General features: G+C 39.6%; 15 protein-coding genes and 1 pseudogene. 9 read left to right on the top strand and 7 right to left on the bottom strand.

From position 1 onward, the window contains the following. Positions 1 to 29: 29 nt before the first annotated feature. A complete protein-coding gene (gene mutY / locus PSM_RS02960) occupies positions 30 to 1091 on the bottom strand; it encodes an A/G-specific adenine glycosylase (protein WP_041695635.1) in 1062 nt (353 codons plus the stop codon). A 150-nt stretch (positions 1092 to 1241) separates the two neighbouring features. Here mutY and trmB point away from each other — a divergent pair, with 150 nt between their 5' ends. The 4 genes and pseudogenes from trmB to arcA all read left to right on the top strand — a co-directional run bounded on the left by trmB (position 1242) and on the right by arcA (position 5989). Beyond that, positions 1242 to 1967: a tRNA (guanosine(46)-N7)-methyltransferase TrmB gene (gene trmB, locus PSM_RS02955; RefSeq protein ID WP_013464141.1), complete on the top strand. Its 726-nt coding sequence runs from the start codon at positions 1242 to 1244 to the stop codon at positions 1965 to 1967. Between the two features lie 36 nt (positions 1968 to 2003). Beyond that, positions 2004 to 3025: pseudogene (locus PSM_RS02950) on the top strand (methyltransferase). Between the two features lie 183 nt (positions 3026 to 3208). Then, positions 3209 to 4813, top strand: coding sequence for an ATP-binding protein (locus tag PSM_RS02945; protein WP_013464140.1), 1605 nt, complete (start codon positions 3209 to 3211; stop codon positions 4811 to 4813). 459 nt (positions 4814 to 5272) lie between these two features. Beyond that, entirely contained in the window at positions 5273 to 5989 is a 717-nt protein-coding gene (gene arcA / locus PSM_RS02940; RefSeq protein ID WP_008110444.1) for a two-component system response regulator ArcA, read from the top strand. A gap of 7 nt (positions 5990 to 5996) precedes the next feature. On the opposite strand, the gene arcB is transcribed toward arcA, so the two are convergent. After that, positions 5997 to 8315, bottom strand: a complete 2319-nt coding sequence (gene arcB, locus PSM_RS02935) for an aerobic respiration two-component sensor histidine kinase ArcB (protein ID WP_013464139.1) — start codon at positions 8313 to 8315, stop codon at positions 5997 to 5999. A gap of 207 nt (positions 8316 to 8522) precedes the next feature. On the opposite strand from arcB, the gene folE2 reads away from it, so the two are divergent. The 4 genes from folE2 (at position 8523) to PSM_RS02915 (ending at position 11922) form a co-directional block, all read left to right on the top strand. Continuing rightward, a complete protein-coding gene (folE2, locus tag PSM_RS02930) occupies positions 8523 to 9443 on the top strand; it encodes a GTP cyclohydrolase FolE2 (protein ID WP_013464138.1) in 921 nt (306 codons plus the stop codon). Positions 9444 to 9545: 102 nt separating this feature from the next. Then, positions 9546 to 10142 (top strand): DUF2726 domain-containing protein, encoded by a 597-nt coding sequence (locus PSM_RS02925; protein WP_013464137.1) that lies wholly within the window; start codon positions 9546 to 9548, stop codon positions 10140 to 10142. Positions 10143 to 10251: 109 nt separating this feature from the next. Beyond that, positions 10252 to 10959, top strand: coding sequence for a 5'-methylthioadenosine/S-adenosylhomocysteine nucleosidase (gene mtnN, locus PSM_RS02920; RefSeq protein WP_013464136.1), 708 nt, complete (start codon positions 10252 to 10254; stop codon positions 10957 to 10959). Continuing rightward, positions 10960 to 11922 (top strand): cobalamin biosynthesis protein CobD/CbiB, encoded by a 963-nt coding sequence (locus PSM_RS02915; protein WP_013464135.1) that lies wholly within the window; start codon positions 10960 to 10962, stop codon positions 11920 to 11922. A 39-nt stretch (positions 11923 to 11961) separates the two neighbouring features. Here PSM_RS02915 and tyrS read toward each other — a convergent pair whose 3' ends face one another. Next, positions 11962 to 13161 carry a tyrosine--tRNA ligase gene (gene tyrS, locus PSM_RS02910; RefSeq protein ID WP_013464134.1) on the bottom strand — a complete coding sequence of 400 codons (1200 nt, stop codon included), beginning with the start codon at positions 13159 to 13161 and terminating at the stop codon, positions 11962 to 11964. A gap of 490 nt (positions 13162 to 13651) precedes the next feature. Between tyrS and PSM_RS02905 the strand changes: the two genes are divergently transcribed. Further along, positions 13652 to 14965: a peptidoglycan DD-metalloendopeptidase family protein gene (locus PSM_RS02905; protein WP_013464133.1), complete on the top strand. Its 1314-nt coding sequence runs from the start codon at positions 13652 to 13654 to the stop codon at positions 14963 to 14965. 81 nt (positions 14966 to 15046) lie between these two features. Here PSM_RS02905 and PSM_RS18565 read toward each other — a convergent pair whose 3' ends face one another. The 4 genes from PSM_RS18565 to oadA all read right to left on the bottom strand — a co-directional run bounded on the left by PSM_RS18565 (position 15047) and on the right by oadA (position 19314). Continuing rightward, positions 15047 to 15223 carry a hypothetical protein gene (locus PSM_RS18565; RefSeq protein ID WP_013464132.1) on the bottom strand — a complete coding sequence of 59 codons (177 nt, stop codon included), beginning with the start codon at positions 15221 to 15223 and terminating at the stop codon, positions 15047 to 15049. Between the two features lie 56 nt (positions 15224 to 15279). Next, on the bottom strand, positions 15280 to 16251 hold the full coding sequence (locus PSM_RS02900) for an aldo/keto reductase (RefSeq protein ID WP_013464131.1): 972 nt from the start codon (positions 16249 to 16251) through the stop codon (positions 15280 to 15282). A gap of 136 nt (positions 16252 to 16387) precedes the next feature. Then, the gene (locus PSM_RS02895; protein WP_013464130.1) at positions 16388 to 17518 is read right to left on the bottom strand and encodes a sodium ion-translocating decarboxylase subunit beta; all 1131 of its coding nucleotides are present in this window, start codon (positions 17516 to 17518) and stop codon (positions 16388 to 16390) included. A 14-nt stretch (positions 17519 to 17532) separates the two neighbouring features. Then, positions 17533 to 19314 (bottom strand): sodium-extruding oxaloacetate decarboxylase subunit alpha, encoded by a 1782-nt coding sequence (gene oadA, locus PSM_RS02890; RefSeq protein ID WP_013464129.1) that lies wholly within the window; start codon positions 19312 to 19314, stop codon positions 17533 to 17535. Between the last annotated feature and the right edge of the window lie 5 nt (positions 19315 to 19319).

Here is a 19319-nt window from a genome sequence, read left to right as displayed (position 1 = left end):
TATTCTCTCTAACGCTAAATGCTGCTAGTTTAACCTATTGGGCTCATTTGTTTAACCAACTTTTTAGTCGGTGCAGCTAAACCCACCTCTATTGATTGATCAAGTGGATACCATATTAATTGCTTGTCGTTCACCACATCAGGGATTTGCTGAACATTGAGCACATGTGGGTTTATGGTTAGCTCAAAATGTGAGAACACATGGCTAAAAGGCGCTAATATCTCAAGCTCACTTTTTAGCCCTTGCTGTGCTAAAAAAGTATCGAGCTCACTGTGCTCATTAAATTCAAAAAATCCAAATAATCCCCCCCAAATGCCACTACTTGGGCGTTTTTCCATGAGTACTTTGTCGTTATGTTTAATAATTAACTGATGACAACTTTTTTTAGGCACTGCTTTTTTAGGTTTAGAATGTGGGAACTCTTTAACCTTACCCGCATTAAAAGCACCACATTGTGTTTTTAACGGGCATGCTTCACAGTCAAAACGACTTCGTGAACAAAGGCTTGCCCCTAAATCCATCATAGCTTGATTAAACTCAGTCACATTATTTTTAGGGGTGAGTTGTTCACTTAAATGCCACAGCTGATTTTCTACCTTTTTGATGCCATACCAACCTTCAACCATGAAAAATCGTGCAAGCACCCTTTTTACATTACCATCAAGAATAGGATGATGCTGCCCCAAAGATAAAGATAAAACAGCACCGGCAGTGGAGCGTCCTATTCCGGGTAAATCCATTACCTCTTCAATCGTGCTGGGAAACTGGCCTTGATATTTGTCTCGCACTATTTTGGCCGTTTTATGCAAGTTTCGCGCGCGTGCATAGTAACCTAGACCAGTCCAGTGATGCAGAACCTGATCTTCATCAGCATTTGCTAAAGCAATAATATCGGGAAAGCTTTGCATAAACTTTTCGAAATAGGGAATAACAGTCACAACTTGGGTTTGCTGCAACATCACCTCAGACACCCATACTTTATAAGGTGTTTTAGCTAATTGCCATGGCAATGTTTTGCGCCCATGGAGATGATACCAATCAACTACTTGGTTAGAAAACCAATCAGACTGCTGCTTTTTTAAATCCAACATATTTACTTTTTTACTAATGCTTAATGGCGGCTCAGTCTATTGTAGTTGTTGAAAAGATCAAGCTATAACGCCCTAGAGCTTGTCAAGCTTGCGCGGGTCAGGGATAATACGCAACCATTTTTAAACACATTGTTTTGTCAGGCCAATAATATGAGTGAATCAAGTAACAACAACCTTGAGCAAGCTAAGCAAGAAGGTAAGTATATCCGCACTATTCGTAGTTTTGTAAAACGCGAAGGCCGATTAACCAAAGGCCAAGCCGCTGCAATCGAAAAATGCTGGCCAACAATGGGGCTTGAGCATAAAAACGGCCTACTTGATTTAAACGCAGTATTTGGCAATGACAATGATGTAGTGTTAGAAATTGGCTTTGGTATGGGCAAGTCATTGGTTGAAATGGCAAAAAATGCACCACATCTTAACTTTATCGGTATAGAAGTACATCGCCCAGGCGTTGGCGCGTGCTTAATGGATGCCGACGAAGCAGGCGTTACTAATCTTCGTGTATTTGAACACGACGCCGTTGAAGTCCTTGCAGATTGTATAAGTGATGAAAGCTTATCGACCTTACAATTGTTCTTCCCTGATCCATGGCACAAAAAGCGTCACCATAAGCGCCGTATTGTACAAACTGAGTTTGCAGAAAAACTACGTTCTAGATTAAAAATTGGCGGCGTTTTTCATATGGCAACCGATTGGGAAAACTATGCAGAGCATATGCTTGAAGTAATGCAAGCAGCACCTGGTTACAAAAACCAATCAGAGACTAACGACTATGTACCTCGTCCTGATTTACGTCCGCTGACTAAGTTTGAACAACGTGGCCATCGTTTAGGCCATGGCGTATGGGATTTAATGTTCGAACGTACTAAATAACCGTTAATTAAATAATCAAGTAAGGTAAAGCCATTTATGAGCGTATTAACCAATCCGAGCCTATTATTACTTCGCAACAGCGAGGAGCTAAAAGGTAAATCAATATTGGTGGTCAACTTTGTTCAAGATGGCTTTTTAAATGAGCTAAAAACGCTCAACCCACAAAGTAAAATAACGGCTTTTAGCTATAACCATGCAAATGGTGAATTTGCTAAAAACATATCGGGTATAAATGTCGAAGTTAATCACACGATTAACGCCGGTGAATATGATTTAGTAATTCTTTATTACCCCAAGTCTAAGCCCGAGCTATTAATGGCATTAGACAACATACGCGCAGTGATAAGTAAAGAAGCTGAGCTGCTAGTCGTTGGCGAAAACAAAAGCGGTGTAAAATCAATTGAAAAGCAACTCGCCAATAAAACGGCGTTTAGTAATAAAATTGACTCTGCAAAACACTGCGTTTTATATTCATTTTCAGAAATAACCCTGAATTCAACATTTGATATTAGTACTTACCACAAAGAGTTTGTGGTAAACGTAAGTGATATTGAGTTTACTGCTGTAAGTATTCCTGGCGTGTTTAACCATGGCGGCCTTGATGCAGGCACTAAAATGCTATTAGAAAATGCACCAAATATAAAACACGGTAACGTTCTTGATTTTGGTTGTGGCGCGGGGGTTATTGCTACGTTTTTAGGGCTAAAAAATCCGGCTCTTACATTTACATGTAGTGATGTAAGCGCACTGGCTGCCTATGCAACAACACAAACGCTTAAACTTACGTTAATGGTGAAGCCGTACTGAGCGATGGTTTAAACAGCATTGCAGGTAAGTTTGATTTAATTATTAGTAACCCACCATTTCATACCGGTATTGCGACCGACTACACAGTGGCCGAATCGTTTTTAAATAATGCCAAACAGCACCTAACTAAAACAGGTAAGCTCACTATTGTTGCTAATAGCTTTTTAAAATATCCACCTATTTTAGAAGCCCAATTTGATAGTTATCAAACGGTGTTTAAGAATAATAAGTTTGCTGTATACAGTAGCTAAAACTTATTATTAATCCCCTATCAAAACATAAATATGCGGTATATTAGCCGCATATTTACTTTATTACGTAGATTAACTAAGAATAAATAGTGTAATTAAGCTAATCTTTTTGCTTCACTTTTTCCTGTTTTTGCTAAACTAGTATTTATTACACTCACAATTGACACGGATGACCCTCTCGCAATGCCTAAAACTGTAGAGCAAAATAGCATTCGTAGCATATTGTTTAAAACCATCATGCTTATAACAGCCATCTGTTTGCTATTATCTCTTTCTATTTCTACTTACTTAAGTACACAAGAGCAAAAAAAGCAGCTCATTAGTAAACTTGTGCTGGTGTCAGAGATCATTGCCTTTGATGCAATGCCGTCATTACTAAATAAAAATAGACCTGCAGAAGAAAGGCGGTTAAAGCTTCTTCAACAAGTATCATCGGTTACAAACTTACATATTTATGCGCTAGATGAGCAAACAAATAAACCAGTATTTTTTACCAGTTTTAATGCCCGAAAATCGCCACCTGTTCCAATCAAAACAGACAGTATTAACGACTTTATAGAACCCCAAGTAGGTGATGAGTTTATTGAGTACATTACTCCAATACTCAATAATGATCAGTTACTGGGTTATGTGTATATTAGGGGCAGCTTGGATAACTTAAATGAGCTTATCACTAAAAAAATTATAATTGATATTGCCATTATCGCTTTAATACTTATCTTCATCTCTTTGATTATTTTAAGACTACAAAAAAGGATAGCCAGCCCAATAGAAAACTTAAGCTTGTTACTGCAAAACATAGCTAAAAATCATAACTACTACGCCCGGGCGCCTTTAACAAACTTAACTGAAATAACCCGGCTTTCTAACAGCTTAAATGTAATGCTGGCGCGAACACAAAGACAAATAGAGCGCCACGAAGAAGATAAAAAAGAAATTAAGCTACTAAACTCAAATCTTGAAGAAAAAGTAAGCCAACGAACCATCGCGCTCAGAGAAGCAAATAAAGAGTTGCTATCTACACTTGAAAAGATGCACCAATACCAAACTCAAATTGTCGAAAACAAAAAAATGGCTTCATTAGGGCAAATGGTGGCAGGTGTAGCTCATGAGGTAAATACCCCTATAGGGCTTGGGATCACCGGTTCTACTTTACTAAGGGATAAACTCGCGGAGCTACAAATTAACTTTCAAAATAAGTCATTGACTGCTAGTCAATTTGAGCAATTTACTAACGATGGCATTGAAAACTTAGACCTCATCTACAGTAGTTTAAACCGTGTCGCAGAGCTTATTTCTAACTTTAAAAAAGTGGCCGTGATCAAAGATGATGAAATCACTAGCACCGTTCACTTACAGCAGCTCATAAACGATACATTATTGTCTATGGGGCAAGAATTAAGAATAAAAAATCCTAAAGTTCTTATAAATTGTCCAGCAGATTTAACCGTTGAAAGTAAAAAAGGGCCACTGCAGCAAGTTTTCCATCAACTAATTTTAAACTCCCTACTACACGGATTTGTAGCTGGCGGTGACAATGTAGTGCAAATTGATATTGTGGCAACAAACACAAAAACACAAATTACCTACACCGATAACGGCCTAGGTGTAGAGAGCAACATAAGAGCGAAAATTTTTGACCCCTTTGTTACTTCAAAACGTGGTCAAGGGGCCAGTGGTTTAGGCATGCATTTAGTTTACAACTTAGTGACCCAGGCTTTGGCTGGAGAGATTGTGTTAGATACTGAGTATCAATCAGGAGCACGATTTATTATTACGCTATTTTAAAAAGTGAAATAAATCCGTTGTCTGCTCTTGAATTACGACTTTATGACCATACTAAGAGAGCACTCATTGAACAGTTGTACCATTAATGCTGTATTTTCACACAATTAATGAACTTAATTGTGTTTAACATATCACATACATTGATGAAAAATTGTAAAGTGATATAATTTCGTTTTGAATTAGTCTGATTATTTTAAGTATCTTTAGGTGGTTGATGGATGTATCAATTATTAAAGGGAAATGGCTTCGACTTTATAATTCAAATTATACATCCAACGTTAAGTATCAATTAAGCCGCGGTTTTTAATAATACGTCAAAGTAGGTTTGGGCGCGCAGCTGTTTTTATCTAATTTGTTTTTACTTGTTAACATTTAGATATAATCCTATAATTCTAGTAGTCGGTTTTGATGATCACACCGATTTTAAAATAAAACACACTCCAAAAAGGTTAATTAAAAATGCAAACGCCAGTCATTCTGATCGTAGAGGATGAAGACGTAACTAGACTAAACCTCGTTAGTTTATTTGAAGCCGAAGGTTACAAAGTTATTGAAGCCATTGATGGCGATGATATGCATGATAAGCTTACAAATAACGATGACGTCAATCTTGTAGTTATGGACATCAACCTGCCAGGTAAAAACGGGCTTATTTTAGCTCGCGAATTACGCCAAAAACGCAAAGTTGGTCTTATTTTCTTAACAGGCCGTGACAACGATGTAGACCGTATTTTAGGTCTTGAAATTGGTGCTGATGACTATATTACTAAGCCTTTCAACCCGCGTGAATTAACTATTCGTGCTCGTAACTTAATTACGCGTACTGCATTAGGTGGTGAAGAGTCTGCTATTGAAACAAATGGCGTGATCACCTTTAACGGTTGGGAACTTGACGAAAACAGTCGTTGCCTTACTTCTCCAAACGGAGACGCGAAACGTCTACCTAAAGGCGAATACAGAGCACTGCGTTTAATGCTTGACTCTCCGGGTCGTATATTTAGCCGTGAGCAACTAATTAAACACATGACTGGCCGAGAGCTTCGCGCTAACGACCGTACGGTTGACGTAACAATTCGTCGTATCCGCAAACACTTTGAAAGCGACAACTCAACATCTGAGTTAATCAGCACCATCCATGGTGAAGGTTACCGTTTCATTGGTAAAATCGACAGCTAATTAGTTATTACTCTAATTGCTGTAAAAATAAATGAAGGGCCTGTTGTCCTTCATTTATTTTATCTGTTAACTCCTCAAGCCACACAGCTAACACTTCATCACTTTGCTCCAGCGCCCCATGCTCCATTTGCTTTGCATGCAACTGAACATCATTAAGACCCACCGAACCAGCGGCACCTTTTAATTTGTGCGCAACCGATTTGTACTCTTCTCTATCAGCAGCGTTTAACGAAGCTAATAGCTCTTGTTGGTACTGCGGATTTAGCTTTGCGAACAACTGGCTACTGCGTTTAAATACTTCAACGCCCATCGAATTTACAAAGTCTTCAATGGTTTCAACATCCAACAAGTCAGTATTAATTTGATTTAATAACGCTTGATTGACCACTCGTTGAGGAGCCTCGGTTTGCGCTTGCTTAATGCCAAAGAGTTCAGCGAGCATATTATCTAACTTGCTTGTGTTTATTGGTTTAGCTAGTGCGCCTTGAATAGATATACCCTCAAGCTCTTCTTCAGCACTGCGTACATTGGCCGTTAATGCCACTATTGGTAGCTGATCAAAATGACTTTGAGCACGAATTTGTCTTGCCACTTCGTCACCATTAATATCAGGCAACTGCATATCAAGTAATACTAAATCTAAGTCATCTTCAGTTTCGACAAACGATAAAGCATCTTCACCCGTTTCAGCCCACAGCACTTCGTGTCCACGTTGCTCTAGTAAGTTAGTAGCAATTTCAGCATTAAGTGGCACATCCTCCACTAATAAAATATATAAGCTACGCCCAACATAACTATGTTCGGTAGGAGCACTACATAAATTCAGCGGAATTTGTACCGTAAAGCAGCTGCCCTCTCCTGGGGTACTATTAACAGTTATTGTGCCTTTCATTGCGCTTACTAACGCTTTGGTGACAGCTAAGCCAATACCTGAACCAATGGCATTGGTGCCTTTAAGATCTGGCGCTTTATAGTACATGTCAAAAATGCGTGTTAGTTGCTCTTGTGGAATACCTTCACCGGTATCGAGTATTTTAATAATAAGCCAAGGGCCATCTTCACGGTTTTCTCTGGCACAATCTAAGATTACGCTCCCTTGTTGAGTAAACTTAACGGCGTTATTAATTAAGTTCCACACCACTTGGCGTAAACGAGTCGGGTCAAGCAAAGCATATATGTCAAGCATGCCAGAACGCTTCACTTCAAACGAAAGCTCTTTTTGCTCAGCAATAAGGCCTGCAAAGTTAACTACATCGTTGATAAAGTCCGAAACATTAATTTCGTTGGCGGCAATATCTAACTGCTCACGGTCAATTTTATCTAAATCTATAATATCGTTAAATATGTTACCTAGCGTTTCGGCGCTTGAAAACACGGTATTACACCAACTGCGTTGCTGTTTGTTTAATTCGGTATCCAATAGCATGCGCGTTAAGCCCACAATACCATTAAGCGGTGTGCGTAACTCATGGCTTAATGTGGCAATAAATTTCCCTTTATCTTTATAAGCTGTTTCCAGTGCCTGCGCAGCTTCTTTACGACTGGTAATATCACGGCCAAACGCAAGTAAACCAATGTAATCCCCTTGTTCATTAATAAAGGGAAGTTTACGCAATTCAAACCACCTAATTTCACCGTTTACTGAGTACTCCACATCTATAGTTAAACCTTGATGCGTACGCTCAACCTGCTCATCGGTTCTGAGTACTTCTGATAAAAAGTGGCTTGGGAATATTTCTTCTGCGGCTTTACCAATAAGTTCGCCACTGGTTTTGCCCATTACCTCTTCAAACATTTTATTACAACCGGCAAACACCCCGTTGTTATCGCGGTAATAAAATAAATCCGGCGAGGAGTCTACTATTGAGCGCAGTAACATGCCTTGCTGTGCGAGTTCTTGTTGTGTTTTTTTACGCTCTGCAATTTCACGCCTGAGCTCTTCTATTGCTCGATGTTTGGCATGAAAAGCCATTTTACGTTCGTCAATTTCAATATTTAAGCGGTTAATATTGTCTTTGAGGGTTTGATTTAAAAGCTTCTCTTGTTTTGTGGCACTATCTAAATAAGCATAAGAGGCATCAAGTTGCCGAATAGAGTTTAATAATATGCTGATAACTAAAGGAGAAACAACCGAGGTAAAAAATACTACGGCCAGTATATCAACCAAGTTTACTTCGCCTATGGCAACGTAATAAAACATACTTGATAAAACCAGCGATATTGTCAGTAATAATGCATAGCAAATAGCTGCAGTTTTAAACTCACCAAAACGAGTTATTGAACTGGAAAGAACTCGAACCCACGGGTTCAAAGAAGAATCAGTCATATATCAGTTTTTCTCTTAGCTAAATGCTTAGGGTCTGTTGACCTTTCAAGGTTAAAGGCTAATTTTAGCATTTTCTATCAGCTATTTTCATGTTGTGCGACAAAAACAATAAAATTTCATGTTTGGTGTTATTTGCTGCATTTCAGCAAATCTTTATTTAGTGTAAAATGCGGCGTTTTAAATATTGCAAATAACGAGTAACGTATCATGCAAAAAACTATGCCAGATATTGCTAACACGGCTGCCGCATTACGAACAGGTAAATTAGACTGGGTAGGTATGGGCGATATAGAGCTGCCTTTTATTTTTGAATCTCTTGATTTAGCTCCAGTTACCGTTAATGCAAAAGCACGCGCCTTTGTTAATTTACACAAAGAAGATGCTAAAGGCATTCATATGTCGCGACTATTTTTAGCGTTGGATCACCTCTCAACTGAGCAACAGGTCAATCCACAAACCTTAGCACAAGCCTTAGATACCTTTATCACCAGTCATGAAGGCTTAAGTGATAAAGCACACATTGAATTTAAATTTGAATTGCCGCTACGCCGTAAGTCATTACTTAGTGGTAAAGCAGGTTGGAAAAGCTATCCCATTGTACTTACCAGCACTATAAATCAAGGCGTTATTAGTTTTGAGCTCAGCGTTGATGTGACTTATTCATCAACTTGCCCCTGTTCTGCAGCACTGGCTCGCCAATTAATTCAAAACGCATTCAGCGAAAAGTTTTCTCAAGAAACACTCACTCAATCAGAAGTTTTAGAGTGGCTTGGAACAACTCAAGGGATTGTAGCAACCCCGCATTCACAGCGTTCAATTGCTAATGTTAAAGTTAAATTAGCAAATAACATTGAACAGTTTGATGTGGTTAACTTAATAAACTTACTAGAAGATGAGCTAAAAACACCAGTACAAGCTGCGGTAAAACGTGAAGACGAACAAGAGTTTGCTCGCTTAAACGGTCAAAATTTAATGTTTTGTGAAGACGCAGCACGAAAAATTAAAACGACGTTAGAGTCAAAAGAGTTTACCGATTACTTCCTGCAAATTAACCATTATGAGTCTTTACATGCTCATGATGCAGTTGCGATTGCCGTAAAAGGTATTGAAGGCGGCTATAAAGCATAATAGTGCTCATCCCCATTCGTTAATAAAACAACCATAACAACTATTTGGGCACATAAATTGCTTTAGAAAAGCAGTGTCAATTTGTTGTTATGGAGTTACCGTATGGAATTCGCTTTATTATTAATATTAGTGCTAGTTGTTGGGGCATCTGTCGTTGCGTCAAAATTTAATGATGACGGCGGAAACCCTTATCCTTTTACTCGTAAGCAAAGTGTATTTACCCAAGTAGAAGGGGCGTTTCTGAATTTATTAGAGCGCGCTGTTGGCGATCAATATAAAATTGTTAGTCGCGTTAAACTAATCGATGTGATTGACTGTAAACAAGGCCTGTCTGTTAAATCTAAACGTGCGGCAATGGCTAAAGCAAAAAATAAGCAGCTCGACTTTGTTTTAGTAGATAAAGAAAAAATGACCATAGTGGCTGCGGTTGACTTAGTTAATAACGCCAATAAAGATGGCCACAAAGCACAGCGCGACTGGTTTGTTAATGGCGCATTGGAAGCCGCAGGTATTCCACATATTCGTATGAAAGTGAAGGCAGGCTACCGCCCAAGCGAAGTACGCGATGCAATTATGTTTAAATTAGGTAAGCCAGCGGCATCTAAACCTTCACGACCTACGCGTGCTAGAGTTCATAAACCTGCGGTATTGTCTCCTTCTCAAGCAAAGGCACAATCAACAGCCCTTGCTGAAATATAATCAATAAGTTTATAAAGTGCGGGCTTTTTAAGCTCGCATTTTTGTTTGTTTTACCCCACGTTATTTTTTGCAGTATAATCACCGTATTCAAACTCAGGAATTTAACACTATGAATGTTGGTATTATTGGCGCAATGGAGCCAGAAGTTAAAATTTTGCGCGAGGCGATGCAAAATCCACAAGTTTTAACCAAGGCTGGTTTTACTTTTTACACAGGCGAGCTTGCAGGCAATACCGTCACTTTAGTGCAATCAGGTATTGGTAAAGTCGCTTCGACAATCGCAACCACATTACTTATCGATAACTTCAATCCAGATTGTATTATTAACACTGGCTCTGCCGGTGGATTCGACCCATCACTAAACGTTGGCGATGTAGTAATTTCATCTGAAGTACGTCATCACGATGTTGATGTAACAGCGTTTGGTTACGAAATTGGCCAAGTCCCACAAATGCCAGCAGGTTTTACTGCTCACCCTAAACTTGTAGAAGCAGCCGAGCAAACAATTGCACAAATTAGTGAAGTAAAAACCCTTGTTGGTTTAATTTGCACTGGCGACTCGTTTATGTGCGACCCTGTTCGTATTGAAAAAGCACGCAGTGACTTCCCTACAATGCTAGCAGTAGAGATGGAAGGTGCATCAATTGCGCAAACGTGTTTTGCACTTAATACACCATTTGTTGTTATTCGCTCAATGTCTGATATTGCAGGCAAAGAGTCGCCGCAATCATTTGAAGAATACTTAGAAACAGCCTCTATAAATTCATCAAAAATGGTCGTAGCTTTACTTGAGAAATTAACGGCGGTTACGCTGTAAATGCTCAATAATATTGTTCAAAATCATTTGGACTTTATTGTATTTATTTGTGCGCTCCTTGCTGAGCGCTTTTTACCTTTAGTAAGTTGGTATCACCCTAACCACATACTCTCTGCTATTTTTAGCGCTATAAGCCAGCGTATTTATAAAAAAACAGACACCAAGCAATATCATTATTTAGCAGCCTCAATGGCAAGTACGCTTATACTTAGTACTGTGCTTATTATTGTAGTTTTACTGCTTCAGTTTGCCTTTTACCCCGAGCTGTTATCAGGTCTTATTTTATATTTATGCCTAGAAAACAGTAGCCTGAATAAAAAAGCGATACGCATAGCTAGGCTAGTCAAAAAAAATCAAAAATCGACAGCACGCGAATTATTAAAGCCACTAGTAGCCCGTGAAGTTAATGCACTTTCAAGCCCCGGGATCATTAAAGCCATTATGGAAAGTGTCATACTTAGAACGGCGCGCCATTACTTTGTGGTAATTTTCATATCTTTAGTATTGGGCCCCGTCGCCGCTCTCGCCTATCGTTTAATCACTTTAATTCAACAAGCGTGGCGAAGTGATATAGCCCCAAACAGCTCTTTTTTAATGCCGCTTAAACTGGTTCTTTTTATTGTTGAGTACATTCCCATACGTTTACTCGCGCTGACAATTGCCTCACTAAAGGCCAGTAAAAAAAGCATGCATTATATTAAGCATTATGGCCGACACTTCTATCAAACCAATACAGGCTGGTTACTTAGTGTGTGCTCTGCATCTTTGGGGGTACAACTTGGTGGGCCTGCTATTTATAATACACAGCGCTTTAATAAAATGCGTGTCGGTGTAGAGCGTCTTCCCAACGCCGATGACATACCACAACTACTCAATACACTTAACCAAACTCGCTTTTTTTGGCTTCTGATTATTATTAGCGTTGAAATTATTAAGGCTGTTCTCGTTTTTAAGTTCGCATAAAAAAACCAGCCGTAGCTGGTTTTTATAATGTCCGCAGTTTTAAGCTACGGTGATATTTGCAAATTTGCGTTTACCTACTTGGTAAATAGCCGTTGTGCCTTTTACAATTTCCAATTTGGTATCTGTAATTTTGTCTTCGCCGTTAAGCTTTACAGCACCTTGTTTGATCATCCGCATGGCCTCTGAGGTACTCGCCACTAAGCCCGCTTCTTTAAGTAAGTTAGCGATTAAAATTGACTCTTCATCAATATTAACTGTCAGCTCAGGGATTTCATCTGGCAAGGCTTTTTTCTGAAAACGCTGGATGAAGTCATCATGAGCAGCTTGCGCATCAGCTTCACTGTGAAAACGCGCAATTAGCTCTTTAGCTAATTCAATTTTAATATCGCGCGGGTTAGTGCCCTGCTCTACACGCTGTTTTTGCGCTGCAATTTGCTCAATAGAAAGGCTACTTAGCAAATCGTAGTAACGCCACATGAGTACGTCACTAATTGACATGATTTTACCGAACATATCTGAAGGCGTATCAGTAATACCAATATAATTACCGAGTGACTTCGACATTTTCTGAACGCCGTCAGTTCCCTCAAGTAAAGGCATCATTAATACTGTTTGTGGTTTTTGACCTTCATCTTTTTGCAGCTCACGACCCATTAATAGGTTAAAACGCTGATCGGTGCCGCCTAGCTCAACATCTGACTCTAATGCGACTGAATCCCAGCCTTGCACCAGTGGATACAAAAACTCATGAATCGCAATCGATTGACCGCCAGCATAGCGCTTTTTAAAATCATCACGCTCAAGCATACGCGCCACAGTTTGACGCGCGGCTAATTTTATCATCCCCGCAGCGCCTAATTTCTCCATCCATGTAGAGTTAAAAGCGACGGTTGTTTTAGCCGGGTCTAAAATTTTGAACACCTGCTCTTTATAGGTTTCGGCGTTGGCAAGCACGTCATCACGTGTAAGTGGTTTACGGGTCACATTTTTGCCCGTTGGATCACCAATCATACCGGTAAAATCACCAATTAAAAAAATAACCTCATGACCTAAATCTTGAAAGGTTTTCATTTTATTAATGAGTACAGTGTGACCTAGGTGTAAATCTGGAGCCGTAGGATCAAAACCAGCTTTAATTTTTAGCTTTTTCCCCGACTTTAATTTTTCAACCAACTCATCTTCAATTAATATCTCTTCTGCACCGCGTTTTATCTCTGCTAGAGCGGTTTGTAAATCCACTGTGTGTTACTCCAAAAAATTCTGACAACGAAGGGGTGTAATATGCTCACGGTTTATTGCTAGCGCGTTATCACAAAGCAAATAAAACTATTTAGCTAACATAACAAATTTCCACCTAATTAGAACAACTTTTTTAACTAATCGCAGCACCAACTAAAATGCAGGGTGTACGTTCTAAAAGGGGATATAAACGAGCGATTAATAATACGCCAAAAGTGTTTATCACAAACTAAAAACAGTTTACAAATTAATCACTTCTCGTAATTAAACCGTTTTATAAGCTAATTTAACATTATGATGAAAAAGCAAAGTATCCAAGAATATAAAATAGTGTAACAGTTCAACTTTAAACACAAACAGCCTGAATACCCTATGATTTTAGCCTAATTTAACTCGAGTTTAAATCTACAAAATACTAGTATTCACAGATTATTCGTTATATCCTGCAATATAACCTATTTATTATCTTGACAGCAGAAAAAGGCACGTTATGGTTCACGTGGTTAACACGCTCCCCAAAAAACACAAAATGCTTATTCTAGGTTTGGTTTCTGCTATTGTTGCCTTAGCCTTTCTTCCTTCTGAAAAAGCCACTGCATCCAAAGACAATAGTGAAAACACACTAGAAATTGGTAAGCGCTATGAATTACAAATTAAAGTTGGTGAGAACGAAAAACTCACTGACCTAAATTCAGAGCAGGCAGCACAAAAACTTCCAGAATATGATTTTGTCGATCACCAAGTTAAAAATGGTGACAACTTAGCGATTATTTTTAAGCGTGCCGGTTTTTCTGCGCAAACGCTGCATAAACTTGTAAACACCAACGCTGAAACACGTAAGCTAACTAAAATTCACCCAGGTGAAACGTTAAGCTTTGCTACCGCCGAAGACGGTTCATTAGCTCAATTACGCTACGTTATTTCTAAAACGGATACGCTATTCGTCACACTTAATGACGAAGGCCAATACGACACCTCAATTGACAGCAAAGAAATAGAAACACTGAGCAAAACAGCCGGTGGGGAAATTTCAAGTAGCTTTTGGACCTCTGCAATTGCAGCAGGTTTAAGTGAACGCCAAATCATGAACTTTGCCGATATATTTGGTTGGGACGTCGATTTTGCTAACGACATTCGCAAGGGTGATGAATTTGGCTTAATTTATGAGTCTCATTTTGTTGACGGTGAGTTTATTGGCACCGGTAAAATTATAGCCGCTGAATTTATAAACCAAGGTGAGCGTTACACCGCTATTCGTCACACAGACGGTAACTTTTACACCCCTGAAGGCCGTAGTATGAAAAAAGCCTTTTTGCGTGCGCCTGTTAATTTCAAATATATTAGTTCAAGCTTTAACCCTCGCCGCCTACACCCTGTTACAGGACAAGTGAAAGCACATCGCGGCATTGATTACGCTGCACGCACAGGCACGCCAGTTGTATCATCGGGTAATGGTAAAGTAATTAAAGCAGGCTATAGCAAATATAATGGTAATTACGTATTTATTAGCCATGGTACTCAATATGTTACTAAGTACTTACACCTTAACAAGCGCCTAGTCAGAACAGGGCAAAAGGTAAAACAGGGAGAAAAAATAGGTACTGTTGGCTCAACTGGTCGTGTAACCGGTGCGCATTTACATTATGAGTTTTTGGTTAACGGCGTTCACCGTAATCCTAAAACCGTAAAACTACCTAAGTCTGAACCATTACCTCGTTCAGAGCTTGCTAAATTTAAGCCTATTGCTGATAACTTTATCGCACAACTAGAGCGTAATCGTGAGCTACAACTAGCACTTAGATAACCACTTCACTGATTAAATAAAAAAGCCTTTGTTGGGGTTACCCGCAAAGGCTTTTTTGTGTGTGATATTTAAGTTTCAATCTTAATTTACAAGTACATAAATTAGCTGCACAACCAAAGATATCATGACTAATGGCCAAATATACTTGCTGTATTTGGTAGCACCCTCTAGCCCCATTTTACTTTGGTACTTTTCTAGCAAAGGAATAATGATCACCAAAGCAATCACTAAGCTAATTAAAATGACAAATATATTCATATCAACACCTTTGTATTATACCAATTCGTTTAAATAATATTGAAACGGGTATTAACTTACGGCAAAGCGCAGCCTTTCGCGCTAATATATAACTCATACCAATGCTCTCGACTTAAGTTAATATTAATTGCATCACTCGATGCCTTAATACGATCTACATTAGTTGTGCCTATAATTGGCTGAATCGATGCAGGATGGCGAAGTAGCCATGCCAATACAATAGCTTCTGCACTTGTGCCATATAAAACGGCAAGCTTACTAACTAAAATACTCGTGTTTACATCCGCTTGTGACGCTTTTGATAGGTCACCGCCTGAGTATAAACCTTGGCACAAACTGCCCCAACTCTGAATTTGAATGTCATGCTCACGACAATACTCAACACACCCTGGGGTAAAGTTAATATCTTTGCCATCGGCATTACCCACATAAATGCCCTCATCAACCCACTGATGTTTTTGTAAACTGGCCTCTATTTGATTTGCCACAATTGGCATATCTAAAGCGCGCTGCAAAAACCTTATTTGATGTTGAGACATATTAGAAACTGCAAAATGACGCACTTTGCCACTTTCTTTTAAACAGCTAAATATTTGCGCAACTTCCTCCACCTCCATTAATGGATCGGGGCGATGCAACATAAGCACATCTAAGTAGTCGGTATTTAATCGTTTAAGTGAGCCCTCAACAGAATGCTCAATCCAATCAGCAGAAAAATCATAACGCTGCGGGTTTTTCTCATCAGCAAAGCGAATACCGCACTTAGACTGAATATACATTTGTTCTCTGAGCTCAGGACGCTCAGCCAACGCTTTACCAAAAACGTGCTCAGCTTTACCTAAGGTATAAATATCAGCGTGATCAAAAAAGTTAATCCCGCTTTCAAATGCTGCGTCTATGCATGAATGAGCTTGCTTTAAGTGCCCACTGTTGATGGCGTCTTTATTCCAAGCACCTCCTAAACCCATACAACCAAATACAAGCTTACTAACCTTGGGTAAATATTTTGCCAGCGGAGTGTGTAACATTTGACAGCCCTTTTAAAAAATGAAGAGTGATTACTTTAAACAAAAAACCCTATACAAGAAACCGCTTAATCTAAAACATTAAATTTTAGGCAAAAAAAAGCGCAGTAAACTGCGCTAATGGTTGGATTAAATATTACTAGCCAACAAGTGCTAATAAAATACCTGCAGCAACAGCACTTCCCAGTACGCCAGCTACATTAGGCCCCATGGCATGCATCAGTAAAAAGTTGTGCGGGTTATTTTCAAGACCGACTTTATTAACTACACGAGCCGCCATAGGAACAGCCGATACACCCGCTGCACCAATTAATGGATTAATTGGGGTTTTTGATATTTTATTTAAGCCTTTTGCCATAAATACACCTGAGGCCGTACCAATAGCAAACGCCATTGCGCCCAGCACTAAAATACCAATGGTTTCCACTGTTAAGAACTGCTCGGCAGCAAGCTTAGAGCCTACCGCTAGTCCTAGAAATATGGTGGTTATATTAATAATTTCGTTTTGAGCACTGTTACTTAGCCTATCGACCACACCCGACTCACGCATTAAGTTACCTAAACAAAACATACCAACCAGTGGAATGGCGGCTGGTAAAAAGAGCGCAGTTAAAGTGAGTACCATCAGCGGAAAAATAATTTTTTCCTTTTTTGATACTTTACGCAGTTCTGGCATTTGAATTTTACGTTCTTCAGGCGTTGTAAACGCACGCATGATAGGCGGCTGAATAATAGGAACCAACGCCATGTACGAGTACGCAGCCACTGCTATAGCACCTAATAAATCAGGTGCCAGCTTTGACGCTAAAAAGATAGCGGTTGGCCCATCAGCGCCACCAATAATGGCAATTGCTGACGCATCTTGTAAACTAAACTCAAACCCTGGAATAAAGTTAAGTAAAATAGCCCCAAATAAGGTAGCAAAAATACCAAACTGCGCCGCAGCACCTAATAACAACATACGCGGATTTGCAATTAAGGCACTAAAGTCAGTGAGCGCGCCCACTCCCATAAATATTAATAACGGAAAAATTCCGGTATCAATACCTACATAGTAAACATAATAAAGTAAGCCACCAGGGTCAGATAAGCCCGCCACAGGAATATTAGTTAAAATAGCCCCAAAACCAATGGGCAGTAATAGTAGCGGCTCAAAGTTTTTAACTATAGCTAAAAATAATAACAAACAACCAACGGCAATCATGATCAGCCCAGGAAATGTAAAGTTAGCAATGCCTGTGGCATGCCAGAGGTTTAAAATACCATCCATCCTCTATTTACTCCTTAAGCTAATGCAATCATTGCATCGCCGGTTGACACTGAATCACCTTCAGAGACAAGCACGTCTGCAATTTTACCGGTATGCATGGCGCGTACTTCGGTTTCCATTTTCATGGCTTCCATAATAATCACCACATCACCTTCATTTACTACCTGACCTGGCTTTACTTTAATTTTAAAGATATTACCGGCAAGTGGCGCATTAAGAGTTTCACCTGAAGCAACTGATGCCGACTGTGGAATATGCTCAGAGTCTTTTAGCGTCACCTCTTTAAGCTCACCGCCTTTAGCAACCACGACATCGTATACTTTGCCATCTACTTTAACGCTGTATTGCTCAGCCTTAACGCCTTTATTGTTTGCCGCTGATTTTTCAGGTGCTTTATTGGAGCTATCATCAGCGCTAGGAACAGGTTCAAATGCGTCAGGGTTATTGCGGTTTTTAATAAACTTCAAACCAATTTGTGGGAATAAGGCATACGTGAGCACATCATCAATTTGCTCATCAGCAAGCGTTAAGCCTTGCTCTTGCGCAAGTTTACTTAATTCAGCCTCAAGCGTTTCAAGTTCAGGTTTGATCACATCTGCAGGGCGACAGGTAATTGCTTCGCTGCCATCAAGTACACGCTCTTGTAACTCTTTATTCATAGGAGCAGGTGTTGAACCATACTCACCTTTTAATACGCCCGCGGTTTCTTTGGTGATGGTTTTATAGCGCTCGCCAGTAAGCACATTAAGTACTGCCTGAGTACCAACAATTTGCGAGGTCGGTGTAACGAGTGGAATAAAGCCCAAATCCTCACGCACCCGTGGAATTTCAAGTAATACTTCGTTTAGTTTATCAGCAGCGCCTTGCTCTTTAAGCTGATTTTCCATGTTAGTTAACATACCACCTGGCACTTGGGCTAATAAAATTCGGCCATCAACACCTTTTAAACTGCCTTCAAACGCAGCGTACTTTTTACGTACGTCTCTAAAGTAAGCTGCAATTTCTTCAAGGTGGTTTAAATCAAGCCCAGTATCACGCTCAGTACCTTCCACGATTGCAGCAATTGTTTCAGTTGCTGAATGACCATAAGTCATACTCATAGACGATACAGCCGTATCGAGCATATCAATACCGGCATCAATCGCTTTTTGATACGTTGCGGTACTTAAACCCGTTGTTGCATGACATTGCATGGCAATAGGAATTGAAACCGTTTCTTTTAAGCCTTTAATCAGTTTTTCTGCATCGTAAGGCTTAAGCAATCCCGCCATATCTTTAATACAAATTGAATGACAACCTAATTCTTCAAGCTGCTTAGCAAGTGTTAGCCACATATCCAATGTGTGTACTGGGCTTACCGTGTAAGAAATCGTACCTTGGGCATGCGCACCTACTTTAACCGCCGCTTTTATGGCAGTTTCTAAGTTACGTACATCATTCATGGCATCAAAAATACGAAATACGTCTACGCCATTTTTGTGTGCGCGCTCAACAAACTTTTCAACAACGTCATCAGCATAATGGCGATACCCCAATAAGTTTTGACCGCGAAGTAACATTTGCTGGGGTGTATTTGGCATCGCCTTTTTAAGCGCACGAATACGTTCCCAAGGATCTTCGCCTAAATAACGAATACATGAGTCAAAGGTAGCCCCACCCCAAGACTCTATAGACCAATAACCTGCGTCATCAATTTTTTTTGCAATAGGTAACATGTCGTCTAATCGCATGCGGGTAGCTAAAAGCGACTGATGTGCGTCTCGAAGTACGAGCTCTGTTATTTTTAATTTAGCCATTGGTA

Source organism: Pseudoalteromonas sp. SM9913 (assembly GCF_000184065.1).
Classification (GTDB): domain Bacteria; phylum Pseudomonadota; class Gammaproteobacteria; order Enterobacterales; family Alteromonadaceae; genus Pseudoalteromonas; species Pseudoalteromonas tetraodonis.
This window is presented reverse-complemented; position numbering and strand designations above follow the sequence as displayed.